Below are 24,258 nucleotides of genomic sequence, written 5' to 3'. Positions count from 1 at the left end.
CTCTAAATGCGGTTTCACCAAACCGGGCGGTCGCTCCCCGCCACGTGCGTCGCGTCCGTCCACTGTGGATTCGAGCCCGGCAGGGTGCCCGCCATCTTGACCCGGGTGACCCGGCCGAGCTGGCCGTCGACGTCTTCGAGCCACTCGCCGCCGTCGAAGCCGGAAGGCCCGGCTTCCTTGCGCCCCAAGGAGTTCAGCCACTCCCCGGTCCCGGCGAGCGAGGTGCGGACATGCCGGCTGCCGCCTTCGGTGGCCGCCTGGCGGACGGCGGTCATGATCGCCGCCGCGGTGAGCCAGCCGGTCGCGTGGTCGAGCGCCTGTACCGGAAGGGGTCCGGGACCGTCGAGCCCGGCGGTTTTGCCGCCCTCGTCGGCGATGCCCGACGCCATCTGCACCAGGCTGTCGAAACCGCGCCTGCGCGCCCACGGCCCCTCCCAGCCGTAGGCGGACAGGTCCGCGACGACGATGCCCGGCCGGAGCTCGGCGATCGCTTCCGGCGAGAAACCCTTGGCCGTCAACGAACCCGGCCGGAAACCCTGCAGCACGACGTCGGCGCGGGCGATCAGCTTGCGCAGCCGCGAGCGCCCGGCTTCGGTCTCCAGGTCGACGTACGCCGAGAGCTTCCCCATCCCGGTGTCGACGGCCAGCGGCGGCACGGTCGGCAGCTGCGCCGAACCGATGTGCATGACGGTCGCCCCGTGCGCGGCGAGCACGCGGCCCGCGACCGGCCCGGCGATGACGTGGGTCAGGTCCAGGATCCGCACCCCGCCCAGCGGCCGGTCGGATTCGAAGAGCCGCACGGGGTCCGACGGGCCGAGCGGCCGGATGTCGGCGACCGGCAGCGCGCTCGACGCCTGTCCTTGCTTGTGCGCCAGCCACTCGTCACGGGTGCGCAGCACGGCCGCGGCACCGCCCGCACCGACCACGGCCGACTCGACCTCGTACTTCGACTTGGCCGCCACGACCTTCTCGAACGCCGCCCGCGTCGCGGGTACGCCGAGACCCCAGCACACGGCGGACACGTGACGCGGGTAGTTGCAGTGCAGCCGCACCCAGCCGTCGTTCGCGCGGTAGTCGCCGGACAACGGCGCGCTGAACGGCACCGGCTCGCCGTCGACGCGGAGGTACTGCTCGCTGTGGAAAGCCGCCACCGCGTGCCGGGTGTCGACCGAGACCTTGCCCGGCTCGATTCCCCGCAGCCGCAACAGTTCCCCGGCCGCGAGCGTCGCCGCGGCGATGCTCGTGGTGGCCGCCTCCTCGACCCGGAAGGTCCCGGGCAGCACCGACTCGGGTCCGGTGATCTCGACGGCGTCTTCGGCGAGGGTGTCGCCGGTGAGCGTGGTCCAGACGCGGGTGTCCACTAGGGCAGCAAGGCGATCAGCTCGGCGGGCGCCACCTTCGTCCCGGTGTAGAACGGGATCTCCTCGCGCACGTGGAGGCGGGCCTCGGTGCCGCGCAGATGCCGCATCAGGTCGACGATGCGGTGCAGTTCGTCGGCCTCGAAGGCCAGGATCCACTCGTAGTCGCCCAAAGCGAACGACGCGACCGTGTTGGCGCGGACGTCCGGGTAGTCGCGGGCCTCCTTGCCGTGGTCGGCGAGCATCTTGCGGCGCTCGTCGTCCGGCAGCAGGTACCACTCGTAGGAGCGCACGAACGGGTACACGCAGATGAACTTGCGGGCCTCTTCACCGGCGAGGAACGCCGGGATGTGGCTTTTGTTGAACTCCGCCGGGCGGTGCAGCGCGACCTGGCTCCACACCGGTGCCGACGCGCGGCCGAGCGGGGTGTGCCGGAAACCGCTGTACGCCGCCTGGACCTGCTCGATCTCCTCGGCGTGCCACCAGATCATGTAGTCGGCGTCGGCGCGCAGCCCCGAGAGGTCGTAGACACCGCGGACGACGACGCCCTTGGCCTCCAGCGCGTCGAGGTACTCGGTGGTCTCCGCGGTCGCCTTCTCGCGGTCCTCGCCGAGCTTGCCCTGCTCGGCCCGGAAGACCGACCAGGCGGTGTAGCGGATGGTGTCGTTGAGCTCGTTGTAGTTCAGCCGCGCCATACCGCCATCTTGGCACTGCCCGCGCTCAGGAGCCCTCGTGGGTCGGTGTGATCCCGGCGATGCGGCGGGCGGCGGCGTCGGCGGTGGCGATACAGGCCGGAAGCCCGACACCGTGCAGCGTCGCGCCCGCCACGGCGAGCCCCGGGACGTCGGCAATGGCGCGCTCGATCCGCTCGACGCGCACGAGATGCCCGGTGCCGTACTGCGGGAGCCCGCCACCCCACCGGGTCACCAGGGTGTCGATCGGCTCGGCGGTGACCCCGGTCAGCCGGGCCAGGTCTTCGCGGACCACGCGCACGAGCTCGTCGTCGTCGGCGTGCAGCGCGCCCGGTTCGCCGAAGCGACCGACCGAGCCACGCACCAGCACCGGACCTTCGCCGTACTGCGCCCACTTACGGGAGGAGAAGGTGAACGCCTTGGCGGCGAACGGCTTCCCCGCCGCGTCCCGCTCCCCGGCACCGATCAGCACCCCGGACGAGTCCGGCAGCGCGGTCCCCGGCGGGAGCGCGAGCGCTACCACCGCCATCGACGCGAGTTCGATCTTGGCGAACACCGACGACGCCACTCCCGCGACGCCGTCGAGCAGCCGGCGCGCCGAGGGCGCCGGGACGGCGAGGAGGACGGCGTCGGCGTCGAGGTCGTCGACCTTCCAGCCGGTGGAGGTGCGTTCGAGCGCGGTCACCGTGGTCCCGGTCCGGATCTCGGCGCCGGACAGCTCCGCGAGCCGGGCGATCAGCGTCCCGAGGCCGCCCAGCAGGGTGCCGAAGACCGGCGCCGTACTCGGCGAGGCGGGCATGAGGGAGGCGGCGCCTTCGGTGAGCGAAGCCGCCCCGCGATCGATCGCGGAGGCGAGACCGGGCATGGTCGCACGCAGGCCGAGCCCATCGGCTCCCCCGGCGTACACCCCGCCGAGCAGCGGATCGACGAGCCGGTCGACCAATTCGTCGCCGAACCGTTCGCGCAGGAGCGGGCCGAGCGGCACATCCTCCGCGGGCAGTTCCAGCGGAGGCAGCGACGCCTCGGCCTCGACCAGCGCGCGGCCCTTCTCCGACAGCACCCCGGCGACCGCGCCGGCCGAGGCGGGAACGCCCATGACCGTGCCCGGCGGCAGGCCGAGCACGGAACCGCCGGCATGGATCTTCGCGCGGGCCTTGGTGGGATGGACCAGGCTTTCGCCCAGGCCGACCTCACGCACCAGCGCGAGCGCTTCGGGACGGCGGGCGAGGAAGGCCTCCGCGCCGACGTCGTAGCGCTCACCGGCGAGTTCGACCGTGCGGAGCTTCCCGCCGAGCGAACCGGTCGCCTCGAAGACGACGATCCTGGCGTCCTCGCCGAGCAGGGTCCGCAGCCGGTACGCCGCGGTCAGTCCCGAGATACCGCCACCGACGACGGCGACCGTGCTCATCGCAGCTCGTGCACCAGCCCGACCACGCGCGTCAGAACGTCCGGGTCGACGCCGGGCAGCACGCCGTGGCCGAGGTTGAAGATGTGGCCGTCGGCCGCGCGGCCCTCGGCGTGGATGCGCCGGACCTCGGCCTCGATGACCGGCCAGGACGCGTGCAGCAGCGCCGGGTCGAGGTTGCCCTGGACGACACCGCCGCCGAGGCGCCGGACCGCTTCGTCGAGCGGGATGCGCCAGTCGACGCCGACCACGTCCGCGCCCGCGTCGCGCATGGCCACCAGCAGCTCGCCGGTGCCGACGCCGAAGTGGATCCGGGGCACGCCGTAGCCCGCGACCGCGGACAGCACCTTCGCCGAATGCGGCAGGACGAACTCGCGGTAGTCCCGCTCCGAGAGCGCGCCCGCCCACGAGTCGAACAGCTGGATCGCGTCGGCGCCGGCGTCGAGCTGCGCGGAGAGGAAGGTGATCGCCATGTCCGCGAGACGGCCGGCCAGCTCGTGCCACAGCTCCGGGTCGGAGTGCATGAGCGCCTTGGTGTGCTCGTGGTTGCGGCTCGGCCCGCCCTCGATGAGGTACGAGGCCAGGGTGAACGGCGCGCCCGCGAAGCCGATCAGCGGCGTCTCGCCCAGCGACCCGACCAGCAGCCCGACGCCCTCGGCGACCCGCTCGACCTGCTCCGGCTCCAGCACCGGCAGCGCGCGCACGCCCGCGGCGTCGCGGATCGGCTCGGCGACGACCGGCCCGGTGCCCGCGACGATGTCGATGTCGAGGCCCGCCGCCTTGAGCGGGACGACGATGTCACTGAAGAGGATGGCCGCGTCGACGCCGTGACGGCGGATCGGCTGGAGCGTGATCTCGGCGAGCATCTCGGGGTCGAAGCAGGCCTCGAACATCGAGGTGCCCTCGCGCAGCGCCCGGTACTCGGGCAGCGACCGGCCCGCCTGGCGCATGAACCACACGGGGGTGTGAGCCGGGCGTTCGCCGCGCGCGGCGGCCAGGAACGGCGCACCGGGCAGGGCGCGACGGGCCGCCGGGACGGTCTGCGCGGGAGAAGCAACTGAAGGAGACATCACGGTTCATGGTGCCATGTGCGCTCGGAGGCCTTACTCTCGGCGCGCCTGCGCCCCGAACCGGACGATCGCGTCTTACAGTCGGTTGGTGACCGCGATGACGTCAGTACCCGATCTCTTCCGTGAAGCCGTCGCGGCGTTGCAATCGGTCCGGCCCCGTCCCGAAGTGCGGCTGGAGAAGATGCGGCCTCCGCAGCGTCTGGCTCCGTGGTCCTACGCGGTGAGCTGCGAGGTGGAAGGACCGGCGGACGTGCTGGCGTCGGGACGGCTGGTGCTGCTGCACGATCCGGAAGGCCAGGAGGGCTGGGACGGGGTCCTGCGGCTGGTCATGTACGTCCGCGCGGAACTCGACCGGGAACTGGCGACCGATCCCTTCCTGCCCGCCGTGGGCTGGTCATGGCTGACCGACGCGCTGGAGAGCTCAGGCGCGGAGTGGACGGCGCTGGGCGGCACGGTCACCGAGACGTCTTCGGCCCGCTTCGGCGACATCTCCGGGCCCGCGCGCACCGACGATCTGGAGCTCCGGGCGTCCTGGACGCCGACGGACGCCGCGCTGCGGCCGCACGGGCAGGCGTTCTGCCAGGTGATGGCGAGTGTCGTGGGGCTGCCGCCGGTCGGCGTGACCCTGTTCGAGCAGCGCCAGTCCTCCTGAGCCGCTTCGGTCGCTACCGCCTCAGCAGCCCCACCTGCCACAACGGCTGCGCGTGAAGGCCCCCTTCCCTCGGCTGAGCCGAGGGAAGGGGGCCTTCACGCCTTCCCCAAGTCCGTGAAGGACCCCTTCACTGCGCCTGGCGCAATGAAGGGGTCCTTCACGTACCTCCGTCACGCCAGCGCTCCCCGGGCCGAGTCCGTGAAGGCCTCCGTGAGGGACTCTGGGTCCCTCACGGAGGCCTTCACGGACTCGCGACACGCCGGATTCCCAGCAATCGAGACATAGCATTCGGGTTATATTGCGGGCTTCGGCCATCTAGCAACGCTAGGAAAGCTAGCGGCACTAAAGGTCCCTTGCTTCCGCCCGCGAATCCGCGAAGACCTTCCTTCCCGTCATCGACCTAGACAAGGAGGCCTTCACGGACGGCCGCGACGCTTGCGAAGCGCCCAAAGACGCCTCGGCTACTCCGTCTGCGAGGCTCCCAGAGCGTCCGCAGGCACTTCGCGGCCATCTGGACTAGACCAGCCCTCACCAGCGCGAAGCCGGTCGCTCAGAGGTCTGGACCACCCCGTTCGTGCTAACCCGGCTGTCACCGTCCGCAACAAGATCGAATCCGCTCCCGAACACGACCGAAAGCTTCCGGAGCGTTACCATCACGGTCACCGAGCGGAGCGATCATGACGCTCCGCGAAGTTGATCAAGCCCCACGCCCGAGGCGCATTCCGGCCGCCCCGTGAAGGTCCCGGGCAGCGGCACCGGCAGGTGCACGCCCCATCTGCACAGTCGGTCGCGCCCCGGTAACTCAAGTCCATCGCGTTCTTTCGGCGATGTGTTAGCCACCGGCTGTGTACTAGCCCGATCGTGTTACTACGAACTCCCTGAGTGACCACTGGTTTGAGATAGATACCCATTCGATCCCCCCGCGAAGGCCTCAGGGCGGCTACAGTGCCATCGACGACACCACTTTCGGTCTAAAGCTGGCGCGGCTAAACGGCCGAAAGTCCCGGTGCCGGTCGGGGGGCACGACCGACTCCAGGGAGGTAGTGACGTGGCTACCGTCGGCATTTCTCAGGCCGTCCGATCCACGCCAGCCGGTTCATTGCCGGCGAGCATGGTTCCGCACCCGCGGGAAGAGCTTTTTTCCGTGTTGGTGGTCGATGACCACCCGCTGTTGAGGGAGGCAATCTCAGCAAGACTCGCACAGATGGGTGCGGGCACCGTCCACGAGGCCGCCACGGTGGCCGAGGCGAGGGCGCGAGCACAGGCCACCGGGCCTTGTGACCTGGCGATCCTCGATCTCGGACTGCCGGATGGCAGCGGCATCGAGCTGGTTACGGAACTCCGTAGCCACGGCTGGCCTCGGGTAGTGGTGCTCGCTTCATCAGACGACCCGTACGCGGTCAGGTCGGCGTTCCAGGCCGGCGCCCAGGCATACCTGCTCAAGTCGGCTTCGCCGGTCGTAGTGACCGACGGCGTCCGCAGGGTGCTCGAGGGCGGCGTCTACGCGGACCCGAGCGTCGCACCGGTCTTGGCCACCGGCACCCGGGTCGCCGGCACCGACAACACCCCGCGCGAGCTTTCGGCGCGCGAGGTCGAGGTGCTGCAGCTCGTGGCCGACGGCCAGAGCAACAAGGAGATCGGCGAGGAACTCAGCCTCTCCGCTCTCACGGTGAAGTCTCACCTCTCCCGCATCGGGCGCAAGCTCGGCACGGGTGACCGGGCTCAGATGGTGGCGCTGGCCATGCGTGCCGGCGTGATCCGCTGACAAAGGCGAACAGCCCTGCGGGGCGGGCGGACCAGGCGCGGCCCGCTCGTCCCGTAGGGTCTTCACCTATGGAAGGCGACCGACCCGGAGAACCGCAGACGGACCCGAAGACCGGCACCGATGACACCGGTGGACCGGTCCTGCTGCGCGAGCCCGCCGAGGGCACTCCGCCGGTGATCGCCGACGCGACAGCCCTCGCCGAAGCCTGCGCGAAGATCGCGGGCGGCAGCGGGGCCATCGCCGTGGACACCGAACGCGCGTCCGGCTACCGATACTGGCCCAAGGCCTATCTCGTGCAGCTGCGCCGCGAAGGTGCCGGCTCCTTCCTCATCGACCCCATTCCGCTCGAAGGGCAGCTCGAACCCCTCGCGGAAGTCCTCAACAACGCCGAATGGGTGCTGCACGCGGCCTCTCAGGACCTGCCGTGCCTCGCCGAACTCGACCTGCACCCGAAGAGCCTGTTCGACACCGAACTCGCCGGACGGCTCGCCGGGTACGAGCGCGTCGCCCTCGGCACTCTCGTCGAGCTCCTCCTCGGCTACCAGCTGGAGAAGGGGCACAGCGCCGCCGACTGGTCGAAGCGCCCGCTTCCCGTCGATTGGCTGAACTACGCCGCTCTCGACGTCGAGCTGCTCATCGAGCTCCGCGAGAAGCTCGAAGCCGACTTGGCCGCCCAGGGCAAGCTCGAATGGGCCCAGCAGGAATTCGAGGCCGTCCGCACCGCGCCGCCGCCCGCCCCGCGGGCCGAGCCGTGGCGCCGGACGTCCGGCGTGCACAAGATCCGCAGCGCCCGCGGTCTCGCCGCCGTGCGCGAGCTGTGGCAGGCACGCGACGAGCTCGCCCGTAAACGCGACCGCGCGCCGAGCCGGATCCTGCCCGACAGCGCGATCATCAACGCCGTCACCGCCGACCCGAAGACCGTCGAGCAGCTGCAGTCGCTACCGGTGTTCAGTGGCCGGGTCCAGCGCAAGTACACCGCGAGCTGGCTGCGGCATCTGCAGGCCGCCCGCGCGCTCCCCGCCGACGAGTTGCCGACCCCGGCGCAGCAGACCGACGGACCGCCGCCGGTGAACCGGTGGTCGGACAAGGATCCCGAAGCCGCCGCCCGGCTTTCCGCCGCCCGCGCGGCGCTGTCCGCGATCGCGGAGGACCGGCGGCTCCCGGTGGAGAACCTGCTGCTGCCGGAGCTGGTGCGCCGCACCTGCTGGCGTCCGCCCGCGGACCTGAGCGAGGATTCGGTCGCCCAGGTCCTCCGCGACGGCGGGGCCCGGCCTTGGCAGATCGAGCTGACGGTGGCGGCGCTGAGCAAGGCGCTCCACTCCACGCCCGCCTGACCGCGTTCAGCCCTCCAGTAACGCCCGCGCGCCCCCGTGCAGCGCGGCGTCCGGCTCCCCCAGACCGGCGAGCCTCAGCACGCCGTCGGCCCCTTCGACGGCGTGCGCCTCGACGTCCAGGTCCGGCTGGTCGCGCCGGACGATCGCGATGCTCTCGACGAGCCCGAACACGAGATCGGTCCGGATGCCGCGAAGCTCTCCGGGGACGCCGGCCGCCGCGACGAGCGAGCCGTAGACGCGTTTGAGCTCCGCGCGCTCGGCCCGGAATCGCGCCAGCCGCGGCGACGAGATCTCCGGCAGCAGGTACAGGGCGCCGAGGTTGTGCCGCGCGCTGCCGAGCAGGTGGATGTCCGCGTAGGCCAGCGCCCACAGCCGCGTGCCGACCGGCGCGAGCTTGGCCGACAGCCCGCCCGCGACCTCCAGTGACGGCCGGACGGTGTCCTCCAGCAGCGCCGCGAGAATGTCCTCTTTGGACGGAAAGTGGTAGTAGAGCGACGCCTGGCGCAGGCCGGCGCGTTCGGCGATGGCCCGGGTGGTCGTGGCCGCGTACCCGGCCCCGGTGAACAGCTCCCCCGCCGCGTCCAAGACGGCGAACCGCGCCTCCTGTTTGCTCGCGGCGGCGCCGCTGGCTCTCGGCCTGCCCACCCCGGTCGTTTTCGTCATCTATCCGATCCTGCCATTTCTCCGCGAAGATCTTTGTTACGTCCGGCGGTCGGCCCAGGTTACCGAATCCGGTATCTGTTAACACCGCGCTTACCCGGCGGAGATCGGAAGGATCCCGCACGCGCTTAATTTCGGTCAGCCGATCGAAATCCGGCCCTTGAGACAGGAGCCTCCGCAATGCCTTCCGAGGACCTTTCCGCCTTCGGGTACCGTCAAGAACTTCGCCGTACACTGGGCGGTTTCTCCGCCTTCGCCGCCGGTTTCTCCTTCGTTTCCATCCTTACGACGGTGTTCCAGCTGTTCGCCTTCGGCTATTCCTTCGGCGACACGCTCTTCTTCTGGACGTGGCCGCTGGTGATCGCCGGGCAATTGCTCGTCGCGCTCAACTTCGCCGAACTCGCCGCCCGATTCCCGCTGGCAGGATCGGTTTACCAGTGGGCGAAACACCTCTCCCCCGGATTCGCGGGCTGGCTCGCCGGCTGGATGATGCTGGTGGGCTGCGTCGTGGCCCTCGCCGGTGCCGCGATCGCGCTGCAGGTCGTCCTCCCGTCGGTCTGGAGCGGGTTCCAGCTCGTCGGCGGGGATCCGGCGATCACCTCCCCGACCGGCGCCAGCAACGCGGTCCTGCTCGGCACCCTGCTGATCGTCCTCACCACCGCGATCAACGCGGGCGGCGTGCGGCTGATGGCGCGCATCAACGACGTCGGGGTCGCGGCCGAACTCGTCGGTGTCCTCGTGCTGATCGCCGGGCTCGCGCTGTTCGCCGTCCGCGGTCCTCAGGTCGTGCTCCAGCCCGCCGGCGAAAGCCCGGGAGCCGGAGCCGTCCTCGCCTCGGCGTTGATGGCCGCGTACGTGCTGTACGGCTTCGATACCGCCGCCTCCGTCGCCGAAGAGACCAAGGACGCCCGCCGCACAGCCCCGCGCGCCGTGCTTCGCGCGCTGTTGATCTCGGGGGTCGGCGGGCTCGCCGTGGTCATCACCGCGCTGATGGCGGCACCGAGCCTGACCGACGGGCAACTGGCCGGGAAGGGCCTGCCGTATGTGATCACGGCCGTCTTCGGCGACACCCTCGGCCGGGTCTTCCTCGCCGACGTCGCGATCGCGGTCGTCGTCTGCACCCTGACCATCCAGACCGGCACCGTCCGCCTGATCTACTCGATGGCCCGCGACGGCGCGCTCCCCGGCGCCAAACGTCTTTCCGCGGTGAACGCCCGCACCGGGACGCCGATCGCGCCCGCCGTGCTGTCCGGGCTGCTCGCCATCGGGCTCCTGCTGCTGAACCTGGGGAATCCGACCATCTTCAGCACCATCACCGGCACGTCGGTGGTCGTGGTCTATCTGGCCTATCTGCTGGTGACCGGACCGCTCCTGGTCCGGCGCCGTCAAGGCCGTTTCACCGCCGAACCCGGCCATTTCTCCCTGGGGCGATGGGCTATTCCGGTCAACATCGCGGCAGTAGGGTACGGCGCGATGATGATCGTCAACATCGCATGGCCACGAGCCGAGATCTACGACCTGGCGGGCACCGGCTCCGTCTGGGTCCTGTTGTTCCCGATCGAGTTCGTCGGCGCCGCGCTGCTCACCGGCTACCTCTGCTGGCGCCGCCGCTCCGCGCTCACCACGGTTCCCGTCCCCGCGACCTGAAGGAAGGTTCCATGAGCACGACATCGACCACGTACGGCGCTCGCGACCACGCGCGCGCCCAAGCGGGCACGGTCACCGAAGCGATGCCGGCCATCCCGGCGTCCACCTGGCCGGACCCGCCGCCCGGGATCGACCCGGCGAAGCTGACCTGGGCCGAGACCGTCGCCGGCGGCGGCTACACCCACAAGGTCCTCGCCCGCGGCACCGAACTGCGGCTCACCGACGTCGAAGGCGACGCCTGCGCGCATGTCCTGCTGTACAACGCCGACCAGCCCTGGGAACGGCTGAATGTCGCGGACACGGTGAAGGTCCAGTGGAACGCCTATCTCGGCGAGGCGATCGCGCTGCTTTCGGACCAGGCGCGGGTGCTCGCGACCGTCGTCACCGACGAGAGCGGGAAACACGACGCGCTCTGCGGGACGTCCACTGTGGACGGAATCGGGCTGTTCACCCTCGCCGCCGCCAAACACGGCCTCACCCCACGCGACCTCCCGCCGAGCCTGTCCTTCTTCCAGGGCGTCCACGTGGAGACCGACGGCGGGCTGACGTTCACCGGTTCGGCGGGCCCCGGCAAATCCGTGGTCCTGCGCACCGAACTCCCGGTGATCGTCCTGATCGCCAACGTGCCGCATCCGCTCGACCCCCGCCCGGACTCCCCGATCACCCCGCTGCGCGTCCTCGCCCAGCGCTCCGCGCCGTCCACTCCGGACAGTCCTGAATGGACAGCGTCGCCCGAAGCACAGCGGGCCTTCGAGAACACCGCCGACTACCTCACCGCTAGGGGCCTGGCATGACGACGATCATCTCCGACACCGAGGTCGCCGCCCGGGCGCCGTACTCCACCGTGCTGCGGAAGGGCGAAACGCTCGCGATCATCGATCTCGGCGGGAACCAGGCCGTCGACTTCCTCTGCTACGACGCCGCCGACACGGCGAAGAGGTACAGCGCGGCAGCCACGATCGCCGCGCAGCGCAACATCTTCCTCACCACCGGCAGCGTGCTGCGCACCGGCGAGGGCGCGCCGCTGCTGACCGTCGTCGAGGACACCTGCGGACGGCACGACACGATCGGCGGCGCCTGCAGCAAGGAATCGAACAGCCTCCGCTACGGCCAGCACACGCGGTACCAGCACGCCTGCGTCGAGAATTTCCTGACCGAGGGCGCCAAATGGGGCCTCGGCAAACGGGATCTGGTCAGTAACGTCAACTGGTACATGAACGTGCCGGTGGAACAGGACGGCACGCTCGGCATCGTCGACGGCATCTCCGCGCCCGGTCTCGAAGTCAAGCTGCGCGCCGAGACCGACGTGCTCGTGCTGGTGTCGAACTGCCCGCAGATCAACAATCCGTGCAACGGCTTCGACCCGACGCCGGTCCGGATGATCGTCACCGGCGGTGGCGCGTGAAGCTGCTCGTCGCCAACCGGGGGGAAATCGCGGTCCGGATCATCCGGACGGCAAGGGAGATGGGCATTCCGACGGTCGCCGTCTATTCGGACGCCGACCGTACGGCCGCGCACGTACGGCTTTCCGACGAAGCCGTCCGGCTCGGCCCGGCGCCGGCGAGGGAGAGCTATCTCCTCGTCGACGCCATCATCGAAGCCGCGCTGAAGACCGGGGCGGACACGATCCACCCCGGCTACGGTTTCCTGTCCGAGGACGCCGGATTCGCCAGGGCGGTGGAAGCGGCCGGGCTGCGGTTCGCCGGTCCCACGGCGGACCACCTCGAAGTCTTCGGCAGCAAGCACACCGCACGGGAGAAGGCCGTCGAAGCCGGTGTCCCGCTGCTGCCGGGCACCGGACTGCTGGCCACCCTGGCCGACGCCGAAGCGGCCGCGGACGGGATCGGCTACCCCGTGATGCTCAAGGCCACCGGCGGTGGCGGCGGCATCGGCATGCGGGCCTGCGCGTCCGCCGCGGAGCTCCGCGACGCCTGGGAGGCGGTGCAGAGCATCGCGGCCAAGAGCTTCTCGACTTCTGGCGTGTTCCTCGAACGGCTCGTGACGCACGCGCGGCACGTCGAGGTCCAGGTGTTCGGCGACGGTACGGGTGAGGTGCTGGCGCTGGGTACGCGGGACTGCACCCTGCAGCGACGTAATCAGAAGGTGCTCGAAGAGTGCCCGGCGCCGGGACTTCCCGAAGTGGTGCGGGAGAAACTGGTCTCGGCGGCCGTCGACCTCTGCGCGTCGGTGCGCTACCGGTCGGCCGGGACGGTCGAGTTCATCTACGACCCGGCCCGTGAGGAGGCCGCGTTCCTCGAAGTCAACACGAGGCTGCAGGTCGAACATCCGGTCACCGAGGCGGTGTACGGCGTCGACCTGGTCTCGTGGATGCTCCGGCTCGCCGACGGCGACACCGGGATGTTCGCCACCACGCCGTCCCCACGCGGGCACGCGATCGAAGCCCGCGTCTACGCGGAGGATCCGGCCGCCGGGCACCGGCCGAGCGCGGGCCTGCTGACCCGCGCCGATTTCCCCGCCGATGTCCGGGTCGACACCTGGGTCGAGGCCGGGGCGAACGTGACGACGCATTACGACCCGCTGCTCGCCAAGGTGATCACCGTCGGCGCGGACCGGGACGAGGCGCTCGCCGCCTTGAGCGAGGCGCTCGGCGAGAGCCGGGTGGACGGGGTCCGGACGAATCTCGGTCAGCTGCGCGCGGTCGCCGCGGATCGGCGGCTGCGCGAGGTCACGCACGACACCGCGACGCTCGACACGATCACCGACCCCGAACCGCGGATCGAGGTGCTGCGGGGCGGCACGATGACCACCGTCCAGGACTGGCCGGGGCGGCTGGGGTTCTGGCACGTGGGTGTCCCGCCGAACGGGCCGATGGACGATCTGTCCCTGCGGCTGGGCAACCGCGCCCTCGGCAATCCCGAAGGCGCGGCGGGCCTGGAGTGCACTGTGGACGGTGTCTCACTGAGGTTCACCGAGGACGCAATCGTTTGCGTCACGGGATCGCCGTCACCGGTGAGCGTCGACGGCTCCCCGGTTCCACAATGGACACCGGTCGCGATCCCCGCGGGCGGCGTGCTCGACGTCGGCACCGGGACCGCCGGGCTCCGCGCGTACGTCCTCGTGCGCGGCGGGATCGACGTGCCGGACTTCCTCGGCAGCGCGGCCACGTTCACGCTCGGCGGTTTCGGCGGGCACGGCGGACGCGCGCTGGCGACCGGCGACGTCCTCTCCCCCGGGCCGCTGCCGGCGTACGCCGTCACCGGGCCGGTTCCCGACGCCGAACGCCCGGTTTTCGCCACACACTGGGAGATCGGCGCGTCGGAGGGGCCGCACGCGGCGCCGGAGTTCTTCACCCCGGACGACGTCGAGACGTTCTACGCCACCGACTGGGAAGTGCACTTCAACTCCGCGCGGACGGGTGTCCGGCTCGTCGGGCCGCGGCCGCGCTGGGCACGGGAGGACGGCGGCGAGGCGGGACTGCACCCGTCGAACATCCACGACACGCCGTACTCGATCGGCGCCGTCGACTACACCGGAGACCTGCCGATCCTGCTGGGCCCGGACGGGCCGAGCCTCGGCGGGTTCGTCTGCCCGGCGACCGTGGTGACCGGGCAGCGGTGGAAACTCGGCCAGCTGCGGCCGGGCGACACCGTGCGGTTCGTGCCGGTCACCACCGAGCACGCGGGCTCTTTGCGTGTCTCGCCGAACACGACGGTCAAAGCGAGCCGGAAACCGATCGACGACGGCGGCATCCTCGGTCGTCTGTCCACAGCGGACGAGAACCCCGAAGTCACCTACCGGCGCAGCGGCGACGACAACCTGCTGATCGAGTACGGGCCGATGAAACTCGACCTGGCCCTGCGGATGCGGGTCCACGCCCTGGCCGATCGGCTGGCCAAGGAAGGTCTGGAGGGCGTTGTGGACCTGACCCCGGGAATCCGCTCACTTCAGGTGCACGTCGATCCGGACGTCCTGCCGGTGCCGAAACTGCTCGGTCTCGTGCGGGAGGTGGAGCACGACCTGCCGCGCACCGGCGACCTCGTGGTGCCGAGCCGGACCGTGCGGATGCCGTTGTCCTGGGACGATCCGGCGACGCGTGAGGCGATCGAGCGGTACATGGCCGGCGTGCGCGACGACGCGCCGTGGTGTCCGTGGAACATCGAGTTCATCCGCCGGGTGAACGGTCTGTCCAGTGTGGACGACGTCTACCGCACGGTGTTCGACGCGGAGTACCTGGTGCTCGGCCTCGGCGACGTCTATCTCGGCGCGCCGGTGGCCACTCCCTTGGACCCGCGGCACCGGCTGGTCACCACGAAGTACAACCCGGCGCGCACGTGGACCGCGGAGAACTCGGTCGGCATCGGCGGCTCGTATCTGTGCATCTACGGGATGGAGGGCCCCGGCGGCTACCAGTTCGTCGGGCGGACCGTGCAGGTGTGGAGCGGCTGGCGGCAACGTGGGTCGTTCGAGCCGGGTTCGCCGTGGCTGCTGCGGTTCTTCGACCGGATCTCCTGGTACCCGGTGACCGCCGAGGAGCTGCTCGACCTGCGTGCCCAGAGTTCGGCCGGGGAACTGGAACTCGACATCACCGACGGCGAGTTCGCGCTGGCCGACCACGAACGCTTTCTTGCCGACAACGCGGCCGACATCGCCGCGTTCCGGGCGAAGCAGAGCGCGGCGTTCGAGGCGGAGCGGCAGGCGTGGGCGGCGGCGGGCGAGTTCGACCCGCGGCCGGAGCCGGTCGGCGCGAAGGTCCCGACCACGAAGGTCGAGGCCCCGCCCGGCGGGCACGTCGTCGAGGCGCCGTTCGCGGCGACCGTGTGGCGGGTGGACGTCGAACCCGGCAAGAAGGTCGACGCGGCCGAGACGCTGGTGATCCTCGAAGCGATGAAGACCGAGGCGCGGATCCCCGCCCCCGCCGGCGGCGAGGTCGTCGAGGTCCTCGTCTCGCCCGGTGATCAGGTCGCCCCCGGCACGCCGCTGGTGGTTCTGGGAAGGAGCGCGGGATGAGTGTGCGGGAGCGGGTGCGCGCCGCGTACCACCGGATCGCCCGGGTCGACCGGCCCGAGATCTGGATCGACCTGCGTCCCGAGGAGGACGTGCTCGCCGACGCGGAGAAACTGGAAGCCCGTCGGGAGGCGGGGGAATCCTTGCCTCTGTACGGGAAACTCGCCGCGGTCAAGGGCAACATCGACGTCGCCGGGCTGCCTACGACGGCGGCTTGCCCCGAGTACGCCTACTCGCCCACCGAGGACGCGCCGGTGGTGGCGCGGCTGCGCGCGGCCGGGGCGCTGATCCTGGGTACGACCAATCTGGACCAGTTCGCGACCGGGCTGGTCGGGACGCGCAGCCCGCACGGCGCGGTGCGGAACGCGCTCGATCCGGCGTACGTCTCGGGCGGGTCGAGTTCGGGATCGGCGGTCGCGGTGGCGCTCGGGATCGTGGATCTCGCGCTCGGCACGGACACCGCCGGATCCGGCCGGGTTCCGGCGGCGTTCAACGGGATCGTCGGGCTGAAGCCGACGCGGGGGTTGCTGCCGACGACGGGTGTCGTGCCCGCGTGCGCGAGCATCGACTGCGTGACCGTGTTCGCGCGGACGGTCGACGAGGCGACGTCCGCGTTCGCCTGTCTCAGCGGGCCCCGGGATCTTCCGGTGCTGAACCGTCCTTTCCGGATCGGCGTGCCGTCCGAGGTGGGACCGCTCCAGGACGGGTGGGCTGAGGCGTTCACCGCGGCGGCCAGCTCGTATCGGGACGCGGGCGCGGAACTGGTTCCTGTCGACATATCGCCGTTCCTGGCCGCGGCGCGCCTGCTGTACGAAGGCGCCTTCGTGGCCGAGCGGTACTCGGCGGTCGGCGAGTTCATCGACGCGCATCCGGACGCCGTCGATCCGGTCGTGCGGCGGATCATCGGCGCGGCGAAGGACATCCCGGCGCATCGGTTGTTCTCCGACCTCGCCACGCTCGACGGTCTTTCTCGTGAAGCCTCGGCCGTTCTGTCCACTGTGGACTGCCTTCTGCTGCCCACGACGACGGAACACCCGACGATCGCCGAAGTCGAGGCCGATCCGCTGGGTGTGAACGCGCGGCTGGGCCGGTTCACGAACTCGACGAACCTGCTGGGCCTGTCGTCGCTCGCCGTGCCCGCCGGGACCGTCGGCGGGCTGCCGTTCGGGGTGATGCTGGTCGGGCCCGCGTACGCCGACCGGATCCTCGCCGACGTCGCCCGCTCGGTGCCGCGGCGGACGCGGATCGCGGTCGTCGGCGCGCATCTGCGCGGGCAGCCGCTGAACCACGAACTGACCTCGCGGGGCGGACGGTTCGTCTCCGCAGGGCCGACGGCGGCCGAGTACCGGTTCTACGCGCTGGACACCGTGCCGCCCAAACCCGGTCTCGTCCGGGTCGCTTCGGGCGGCGAGCCGATCGAGGCGGAGGTGTGGGACCTGCCGCTGAGCGGCTTCGGCGAGTTCGTGGCGGGCATTCCCGCGCCGCTGGCCATCGGGAAGGTGCGGCTGGCCGACGGGAGTGAGGTGCCGGGGTTCGTGTGCGAGCCCGGTGCGGTGGAGGGTGCACGGGACATCACGGAGTACGGCGGGTGGCTCGGGTACTTGAGTCGTTGAGTCGGGTCTCGTGAGTGGTAAGGACGGTTATTGACCCGTAAGGCACATATGGCGTGTTCGGGCGCTTGCTCGATGCGGGCTTCGGTGCTCCCCAGCGCCACCGGCAACTAGCGCGTAACTCGCGTGATTGGACGCGTAACTCGCGTGATTGGACGCGTAACTCGCGTGATTGAAGGCGTAACTCGTCCAGACACACGAGTTACGCCTTCAATCACGCGAGTTACGCCTTTAGTCACGCGAGTTACGCCTTGGCCAGCGTTTCGACGACGTACTTCGCGGCCTCGGCGAGTAGCGCTTCGTCGTAGGGAGCGTCCTTCGCCGCCTTGCTGGACATGATCGCCAGGACGATCGGGGCCTTGCCCGGCGGCCACACGACGGCGATGTCGTTCAGCGTGCCGTACTCGCCGGTCCCGGTCTTGCCTGCCACGGTCCAGCCGGGCGGGAGGCCCGCGCGGATCCGTCCGGCGCCGGTGACGGTGCGCTGAAGCAGGTCGCGCAGGAAGTCCCGTTTGTCGGCCGTCAGCGCGTCGCCCAGCACGATCTCCCGGTAGTCGGCGGCGAAGGCACGCGGTGTCGTGGTGTCGCGAAGGTCGCCTGGCGTCGCTTCGGTGATGGCCGGTTCGACCCGGTCCATCCGCGTGACGGTGTCGCCGAGGCCACGCGTGAACGCCGTCAGCTCGGCGGGGCCGCCGAGATCCCGCAGCAGCAGGTTGCCCGCGGTGCCGTCGCTGAACCGGACGGCGGCGTCGCACAGCTGGCGGATCGTCATGCCGGTGGCCACGTGCCGCTCGGTGACCGGAGCGTGTTTCATCAGGTCGGCCCGCGAGTATTCGACCCGGGTTTCCAGATGCGACAACGGATTGCGGTGCAGGACCGCGGCGGCCGCCACACCTTTGAACGTCGAGCAGAACGCGAACCGCTCGTCGGCACGGTGCTCGACCGTGGCGCCGCCTCCGGTGTCGACCGCGTACACGCCGAGCCGGGCGTCGAACTTCTTCTCCAGCTCCATCAACCGATCGTGGAACTGGCGCGTGGTGGACGGCGGCGGGGGTGGCGGAGGCGACGGCGCGGGCGGGCTCGCCCGCGTGCAGGCGGCCAGCGACGCGAGGACCGCCATCCCCAGTAGCGCGCGTCGGGTGACGGCCGGCCCCGGCGAGTTCATGGTGATCCCTCCCCCTGATCACTTCGAACATAGCAACTTCCCCACCGCTCCCGGATCGGCCAAGCGGCCGAGGCGGGTGACCCCGGGAGTGTGCCTTCGCCCACTCGACCGGGCCACCATCCTGGTTACCGACGGGTAACCGGGGCTAGGGTGCGGTCAGGACTACCTCAACTTCAGGAGCATTCGTGGCCGCAGGAGCAACACCGCTCGCGCCGAACGCGCGGTCGGTACGCAATGTCGCCTTCGTCGAAGGGGTGCGAACGCCCTTCGGCAAGGCAGGCGAAAAGGGTATGTACGCCGGCACCCGTGCCGACGATCTCGTCGTCAACGCCATCCGTGAACTGCTGCGGCGCCATCCCGAGCTGCCGCCCGAGCGCGTCGACGAGGTGGCGATCGCCGCCACCACCCAGATCGGCGACCAGGGCCTGACCATCGGCCGCACCGCCGCGCTGCTGGCGGGCCTGCCGAAGTCGGTGCCCGGTTTCGCGCTGGACCGCATGTGCGCGGGCGCGATGACCGCCGTCACCACCACCGCGAGCGGGATCGGCATCGGCGCGTACGACATCGCCATCGCCGGCGGCGTCGAGCACATGGGCCGCCACCCGATGGGCGAGGGCGTGGACCCGAACCCGCGCATCATCGCCGACAAGCTCGTCGACCCGACGGCGCTCGTGATGGGCCAGACCGCGGAGAACCTGCACGACCGGTTCCCCGCGATCACCAAGCAGCGCACCGACGCCTTCGCCGCGCGCAGCCAGGAGAAGTACGCCGAGGCCGTGAAGACCGGCAAGATCGGTCCCGAGCTGGTGCCGGTCGCCACCCGGTCCAAGGAACTCGGCTGGGGTCTCGCGACCGAGGACGAGCCGCCGCGTCCCGGCACCACCGTCGAGCAGCTCGCCGGGCTGAAGACGCCGTTCCGCCCGCACGGCCGGATCACCGCGGGCAACGCGGCCGGGCTCAACGACGGCGCCACCGCGGCCCTGCTCGCCGACGAGGACACCGCCCGCGAACTCGGCCTGCCGATCGGCATGCGCCTGGTGGGCTACTCCTTCGCCGGCGTCGAGCCCGAGGTCATGGGCATCGGCCCGGTGCCCGCCACCGAGAAGCTGTTCAAGCGCACCGGCCTGTCGATCGACGACATCGGCCTGTTCGAGATCAACGAGGCGTTCGCCGTTCAGGTGCTCGCGTTCCTCGACCACTTCGGCATCGCCGACGACGACCCCCGCGTCAACCAGTGGGGTGGCGCGATCGCCTGCGGTCACCCGCTCGCGTCCTCCGGTGTCCGGCTGATGACGCAGCTTTCGCGTCAGTTCGCCGAGCGCCCCGACGTGCGCTACGGCCTGACCACCATGTGCATCGGCATCGGCATGGGCGGCACCGTGATCTGGGAGAACCCGGCCTACAACGGCTCCGAGGGGGCGAAGTAATGACTTTCACCGCTGAGCAGGCGAAAGCCGCCTTCCCCGACGAGGTCGTCACGAACGCGGTCACCCGACTGGTGAAGGTGCCCGGGCTCGACAAGCCGGTCGCCCTCATCACCCTCGACAACGGCCACGACCACACCCGGCCGAACACCTTCGGCCCGCAGGGCCTGGTGAACCTCGACGCCGCGATCGACGCCGCCTTCGCCGCGGAACCCGCCGCGATCGCGGTCACCGGCAAGCCGTTCATCTTCGCCGTCGGCGCCGACCTTTCCGGTGTCGAAGCGGTCGCGGATCCGGCGCTGGCGCGGGAGATCGCGCAGACCGGGCACGACGTGTTCCGGCGCCTCACCGAAACCGAGATCCCGACCTTCGGGTTCATCAACGGCGCGGTGATGGGCGGCGGGCTCGAACTCGCGCTCTCCTGCCACTACCGCACGCTTTCGGAGAACACCGCCGCGATCGCCTTCCCCGAGGTCTTCCTCGGGCTGTTCCCGGGCTGGGGCGGCACGCAGCTGCTGCCGAACCTGATCGGGCCGGACGCCGCGGTCACCGTGATCATCGAGAACGCGCTGGCGCAGAACAAGATGCTGAAGGTCGCGCAGGCGGCGGAGCTCGGCATCGTCGACGAGGTCTTCGGCTCGGCCGACTACCTGGAGCAGTCGCTGCTGTGGCTGGCGAAGGTCGTCAACGGCGAGGTCACCCCCGCCCGCCGCGAGATCGACCGCGGCGCGGGCTGGGACGCCGCGATCGCCCGCGCCAAGGCCATTGTGGACGGTCGCACGAAGGGCGCTTCCCCTGGCGCGACCAAGGCCGTCGAGCTGCTGGAGCTGGCCCGCGAGAACGATCTGGACCGCGGTTACGCGGCCGAGACCGACGGGCTCGCCGAACTGCTGATGGACGACACCCTGCGCGCCGGGCTGTACTCGTTCAACCTGGTCAACAAGCGGGCCAAGCGGCCGGCCGGCGCGCCGGACAAGTCGCTGGCGCGCAAGGTGAACAAGGTCGGCATCGTCGGCGCGGGCCTGATGGCCAGCCAGATGGCGCTGCTGTTCGTCCGCCGCCTCAAGGTGCCGGTGGTGCTCACCGACGTCGACCAGGAACGCGTCGACAAGGGTGTGTCCTATGTGCACGGTGAGATCGACAAGCTGCTGGCCAAGAAGCGGGTCTCGCCGGACGGCGCGAACCGGCTGAAGGCGCTCGTCACCGGCTCGCTCGACAAGTCGGCGTTCGCCGACGCCGACTTCGTGATCGAGGCGGTGTTCGAGGAACTGGGCGTCAAGCAGAAGGTCTTCGCCGACCTGGAGCAGTACGTCTCGCCCGAGGCGATCCTGGCGACGAACACCTCGTCGCTGTCGATCACCGCGATGGCGTCGCAGCTGAAGCATCCGGAACGCGTGGTCGGGTTCCACTTCTTCAACCCGGTCGCGGTGATGCCGCTGCTGGAGATCGTCCGCGCGGAGAAGACCGACGACGCCGCGCTGGCGACGGCGTTCGCGCTCGGCAAGCAGCTCAAGAAGTCGAGCGTGCTGGTCAAGGACGCGTCCGCGTTCGTGGTCAACCGGCTGCTGCTGCGGTTCCTCGGCGAGGTGCTGGTGACCGTCGACGAGGGCACGCCGTTCGACGTCGCCGACAAGGCGCTCGAACCGCTGGGCCTGCCGATGACGCCGCTGACGCTGATGCAGCTCGTCGGCCCGGCGATCGCCCTGCACGTCGGGGAGACCCTGCACGGGGCTTTCCCGGACCGGTTCACCGTCAGCGAGAACCTCGACCGCTTCGTGAAGGCGGGCAAGAAGGGTGTCTGGCAGTGGGACGCTCACGGCAACGCCACCGTCGATCCCGAGGTGGCCGAGCTCTGGCAGCGGGGAGACTCGCCGTCGACGTCCGAGCAGGTGCGTGACCGCGCGCTGGCCGCGATCGCCGAGGAGATCCGGATCATGCTCGACGAGGGCGTGGTCGCCCAGGCGCAGGACATCGACCTGTGCCTGATCCTCGGCGCGGGCTGGCCGTTCTGGCTGGGCGGCATCACGCCGTATCTCGACCGTGCGGGCGTGTCCGAGAAGGTCAACGGCAAGCCGTTCCTGGCCCCGGGCGTGGCGAGCGTGCCGCTCTCCTGAGCCTGAACGAAAGGCCACCGTCGGCGATCCCTTGATCGCAGGCGGTGGTCTTTCGCGTTTTTCGTGGATTCTGTGGCGATCGACTGCGTTTTCGTGAAACCTTGTCTCCGGGCCCGGAGGTTCGTCTCCCCGGCCATCCCCCGGGGAGACGGGCTGTCAGCGTTCGCCCGAGGGCGGGCAGGGCGGCGGAGTGGTCGTCATCTGAGCGGCGATCCGCGCGGGATCGAGCACGTCGACCTTCTCCACCCCGGGGAAGCGCTGTCGCAGCTCGTTCGCCCACCCTTCGACGTCGGTTCCGGCGACGGGCACGAGATGGACGGCCGCGGGAAGCGTGTCCCGTGTCACCAGTTCCAGCAGGTCCGGCCGGTCCGCGAAGAGCTTCTTGAAGCGCTCGTAAGCCTGCGCCTTGGTTTCGGTGAGCACCCGGCGGGCTTTCGGATCGTCCCGGAGCGCCTGAGCGGTGGCGGTCATGTCCGTGTCGTCACTGAGGGCCATGAGCAACCGGAGCCCGCACAGTTCCCGCTCCCCCAGCGGAACGGGCGCGGTGTCCCGTGGCAACGCCGCCGGGACGGGCTTCCCGGTGACCTGGTTCAGGACGACGGCGGCCGTCGTCACGACGGCGGCGGCGACGACCAGGACCGCGACGACTCCGACCACCCAGAGCAACCGCCGCGGTGCCTTGGGTGCCGGTTCCGGCTCATCCACAGGGACGATCATCACACGGCGCGGTTCATTCGCCGTCCGGCCATCACCCGTTCAGCCGGGCTCTTTACCGTGCCGCCGGTGAACAGCGAAAAACCCGGCGTGGACCGCCGCGGATTCCTCAAGCGCGCGGGCCTCGTGTCCGCGGCGGCCGCGGGCGCCCCGCTCGCCGCCGCGGCACCGGCGGACGCCCTCGATCTGGATCTGGACCTCGATCTCGGCCTGCTCTTCGGCCGGGACCGCTACCGGTGGCTGGTCGGCGATCACCACATCCACACGCAGTACTCCTACGACGCGATGTACACAGTGGACGGAATCGCCGCCGACGCGCGCCGCCACGGGGCGGACTGGGCGGTGATCACCGATCACGGCCACGCCGCGCACGAGAAGTCGTCGGTGGAGCGCACGAACGCCGCGATCCGGGCCGCGCAGCGCGAACATCCCGATCTCCTGCTGTGGCAGGGCATGGAGTGGAACGTGCCGGGCGCCGAGCACGCGACACTGTTCTTCCAGGCCGGCGCGGCCCAGGCCGCGAAACTGCGGGAATTCGAGCGCGCCTTCGACTGGCGGCTGACCGGGACCGAACCGGGCACTCCGGACAACGAGGCGCTGGCCGTCAAGGCTATCCGCTGGCTCGCCGCCGAAGAGCGGGCACGCCGGATCCACGCTCCGGTGGTGGTGATCAACCATCCGCTGCGCAACGGCCGGATCGCCCCGCACGAGATCCGCGCGCTGCGCGACGCCGCGCCCGGGATCGTCATCGGCATGGAAGGCGCGCCGGGCGCCCAGGCCGACGGTTTCCCCGAACCGCTCGGAAGCGGCGGGGGCGCGCGGGGCGGGTACGGCAACTCCCCCGGTTCGAACTCGTGGCCGGGTTTCCCCGCGTCGGCCTACCGCACCTACGGCGGCTTCGACTGGAGCACCGCGACCGTCGGCGGGCTCTGGGATTCACTGCTGGCCGAAGGAAAGCCGTGGTGGATCACCAGCAACTCCGACTCGCACTACAACCGCGGCGACACCCACGTGCGGCCCAGCGTCCCCGACGGTTACTACGACGAGCACGGTGGCTACCCGGACCCGATCGACACCGGCGTCCCGCAGACCCTGCCGCCGTACGCGGACTTCGCGCCCGCCGAGTTCAGCCGGACCGTCGTCGGTGTCTCGCGCCGAAGCCACGAAGGCGTGCTGGAGGGCCTGCGCGCGGGACGCGTCTGGGTGGTCCACGGCGGGCTCGCGCAGGAACTGGAGTTCGGCGCGTACAGCGGCTGGGGCTCGGCGACGATGGGCGGCAGGCTGCGGGTCCGGCGCGGGTCCGACGTCACGGTCGTCGTCTCGGCGAAGCTCGCGGCCAGGCCGAACGGCGGCGGCACGATCCCCCGCCTCGCGCGGCTCGACCTCGTGTCCGGGCCGGTGACGGGCCCGGTCTCCGACCGGGACACGCAGACGGCCCCGGGCACCCGGGTGGTGCGGTCGTTCGAGCCGCGGTGGGCGCCGGGGCGGCGGGTCACCTTCCGGCACACCTTCCGCGACGTGCGCGAGCCGTTCTTCGTGCGCACGCGCGGCACCGACGGCAGAAAGCACGTGCCCGGCGGGATCGAACCGAGCGCCGACGTGATCGGGCAGGCGAACCCGTTCGAAGACCTGTGGCTGTACGGGAACCCGATCTTCGTGGACGTGCGGTAACCCCTTGTGCCT

General features: G+C 70.6%; 18 protein-coding genes. 11 read left to right on the top strand and 7 right to left on the bottom strand.

What is annotated here, in order from left to right:
- Positions 1-14: 14 nt before the first annotated feature.
- The 4 genes from ACOCEP_RS24370 to hemE are packed head-to-tail and all read right to left on the bottom strand — an operon-like array spanning position 15 to position 4,525.
- Positions 15-1,361 carry a CoA transferase gene (locus ACOCEP_RS24370; RefSeq protein WP_482331302.1) on the bottom strand — a complete coding sequence of 449 codons (1,347 nt, stop codon included), beginning with the start codon at positions 1,359-1,361 and terminating at the stop codon, positions 15-17.
- Positions 1,361-2,053: a hydrogen peroxide-dependent heme synthase gene (gene hemQ / locus ACOCEP_RS24365; RefSeq protein WP_465330216.1), complete on the bottom strand. Its 693-nt coding sequence runs from the start codon at positions 2,051-2,053 to the stop codon at positions 1,361-1,363. The genes ACOCEP_RS24370 and hemQ overlap by 1 nt, the downstream gene beginning before the upstream one ends.
- Before the next feature lie 25 nt (positions 2,054-2,078).
- Entirely contained in the window at positions 2,079-3,458 is a 1,380-nt protein-coding gene (gene hemG, locus ACOCEP_RS24360) for a protoporphyrinogen oxidase (RefSeq protein ID WP_482331301.1), read from the bottom strand.
- Positions 3,455-4,525, bottom strand: a complete 1,071-nt coding sequence (gene hemE, locus ACOCEP_RS24355; RefSeq protein ID WP_482331299.1) for a uroporphyrinogen decarboxylase — start codon at positions 4,523-4,525, stop codon at positions 3,455-3,457. Before hemE ends, hemG begins: the two co-directional genes overlap by 4 nt.
- A gap of 88 nt (positions 4,526-4,613) precedes the next feature.
- On the opposite strand from hemE, the gene ACOCEP_RS24350 reads away from it, so the two are divergent.
- The 3 genes from ACOCEP_RS24350 (at position 4,614) to ACOCEP_RS24340 (ending at position 8,276) form a co-directional block, all read left to right on the top strand.
- Positions 4,614-5,177: a DUF3000 domain-containing protein gene (locus tag ACOCEP_RS24350; protein ID WP_482331298.1), complete on the top strand. Its 564-nt coding sequence runs from the start codon at positions 4,614-4,616 to the stop codon at positions 5,175-5,177.
- Between the two features lie 1,048 nt (positions 5,178-6,225).
- Positions 6,226-6,942 carry a response regulator transcription factor gene (locus ACOCEP_RS24345; RefSeq protein WP_034318331.1) on the top strand — a complete coding sequence of 239 codons (717 nt, stop codon included), beginning with the start codon at positions 6,226-6,228 and terminating at the stop codon, positions 6,940-6,942.
- A 68-nt stretch (positions 6,943-7,010) separates the two neighbouring features.
- The gene (locus ACOCEP_RS24340) at positions 7,011-8,276 is read left to right on the top strand and encodes an HRDC domain-containing protein (protein WP_482331297.1); all 1,266 of its coding nucleotides are present in this window, start codon (positions 7,011-7,013) and stop codon (positions 8,274-8,276) included.
- A 6-nt stretch (positions 8,277-8,282) separates the two neighbouring features.
- Here the strand turns inward: ACOCEP_RS24340 and ACOCEP_RS24335 are convergent, their stop codons facing one another.
- Positions 8,283-8,939: a TetR/AcrR family transcriptional regulator gene (locus ACOCEP_RS24335; RefSeq protein WP_482331296.1), complete on the bottom strand. Its 657-nt coding sequence runs from the start codon at positions 8,937-8,939 to the stop codon at positions 8,283-8,285.
- A gap of 177 nt (positions 8,940-9,116) precedes the next feature.
- Here ACOCEP_RS24335 and ACOCEP_RS24330 point away from each other — a divergent pair, with 177 nt between their 5' ends.
- From ACOCEP_RS24330 to atzF, 5 genes are read left to right on the top strand one after another with little or no spacing between them, the layout of a single operon-like run.
- A complete protein-coding gene (locus ACOCEP_RS24330) occupies positions 9,117-10,583 on the top strand; it encodes an amino acid permease (RefSeq protein WP_482331295.1) in 1,467 nt (488 codons plus the stop codon).
- An 11-nt stretch (positions 10,584-10,594) separates the two neighbouring features.
- The gene (locus ACOCEP_RS24325) at positions 10,595-11,377 is read left to right on the top strand and encodes a DUF1989 domain-containing protein (RefSeq protein ID WP_482331294.1); all 783 of its coding nucleotides are present in this window, start codon (positions 10,595-10,597) and stop codon (positions 11,375-11,377) included.
- Positions 11,374-11,988, top strand: coding sequence for an urea amidolyase associated protein UAAP2 (locus ACOCEP_RS24320; protein ID WP_400569948.1), 615 nt, complete (start codon positions 11,374-11,376; stop codon positions 11,986-11,988). The genes ACOCEP_RS24325 and ACOCEP_RS24320 overlap by 4 nt, the downstream gene beginning before the upstream one ends.
- The gene (gene uca, locus ACOCEP_RS24315; protein WP_482331293.1) at positions 11,985-15,551 is read left to right on the top strand and encodes an urea carboxylase; all 3,567 of its coding nucleotides are present in this window, start codon (positions 11,985-11,987) and stop codon (positions 15,549-15,551) included. Before ACOCEP_RS24320 ends, uca begins: the two co-directional genes overlap by 4 nt.
- Positions 15,548-17,161 carry an allophanate hydrolase gene (atzF, locus tag ACOCEP_RS24310; protein WP_482331291.1) on the top strand — a complete coding sequence of 538 codons (1,614 nt, stop codon included), beginning with the start codon at positions 15,548-15,550 and terminating at the stop codon, positions 17,159-17,161. Before uca ends, atzF begins: the two co-directional genes overlap by 4 nt.
- 241 nt (positions 17,162-17,402) lie before the next feature.
- On the opposite strand, the gene bla is transcribed toward atzF, so the two are convergent.
- On the bottom strand, positions 17,403-18,323 hold the full coding sequence (gene bla / locus ACOCEP_RS24305; protein WP_482331290.1) for a class A beta-lactamase: 921 nt from the start codon (positions 18,321-18,323) through the stop codon (positions 17,403-17,405).
- A gap of 185 nt (positions 18,324-18,508) precedes the next feature.
- Here bla and ACOCEP_RS24300 point away from each other — a divergent pair, with 185 nt between their 5' ends.
- Positions 18,509-19,750 (top strand): thiolase family protein, encoded by a 1,242-nt coding sequence (locus tag ACOCEP_RS24300; RefSeq protein WP_482331289.1) that lies wholly within the window; start codon positions 18,509-18,511, stop codon positions 19,748-19,750.
- Positions 19,750-21,861 (top strand): 3-hydroxyacyl-CoA dehydrogenase NAD-binding domain-containing protein, encoded by a 2,112-nt coding sequence (locus tag ACOCEP_RS24295; RefSeq protein ID WP_482331288.1) that lies wholly within the window; start codon positions 19,750-19,752, stop codon positions 21,859-21,861. Before ACOCEP_RS24300 ends, ACOCEP_RS24295 begins: the two co-directional genes overlap by 1 nt.
- A gap of 156 nt (positions 21,862-22,017) precedes the next feature.
- Here ACOCEP_RS24295 and ACOCEP_RS24290 read toward each other — a convergent pair whose 3' ends face one another.
- Entirely contained in the window at positions 22,018-22,566 is a 549-nt protein-coding gene (locus ACOCEP_RS24290) for a permease-like cell division protein FtsX (protein WP_482331287.1), read from the bottom strand.
- Positions 22,567-22,644: 78 nt separating this feature from the next.
- Here ACOCEP_RS24290 and ACOCEP_RS24285 point away from each other — a divergent pair, with 78 nt between their 5' ends.
- A complete protein-coding gene (locus ACOCEP_RS24285) occupies positions 22,645-24,246 on the top strand; it encodes a CehA/McbA family metallohydrolase domain-containing protein (protein ID WP_482331286.1) in 1,602 nt (533 codons plus the stop codon).
- The last annotated feature ends 12 nt before the right edge of the window (positions 24,247-24,258 follow it).

Source organism: Amycolatopsis sp. CA-211722, from assembly GCF_056828465.1.
The sequence above is the reverse complement of the archived record's forward strand: the minus strand, read 5'-3'. Positions and strand labels throughout refer to the sequence as shown.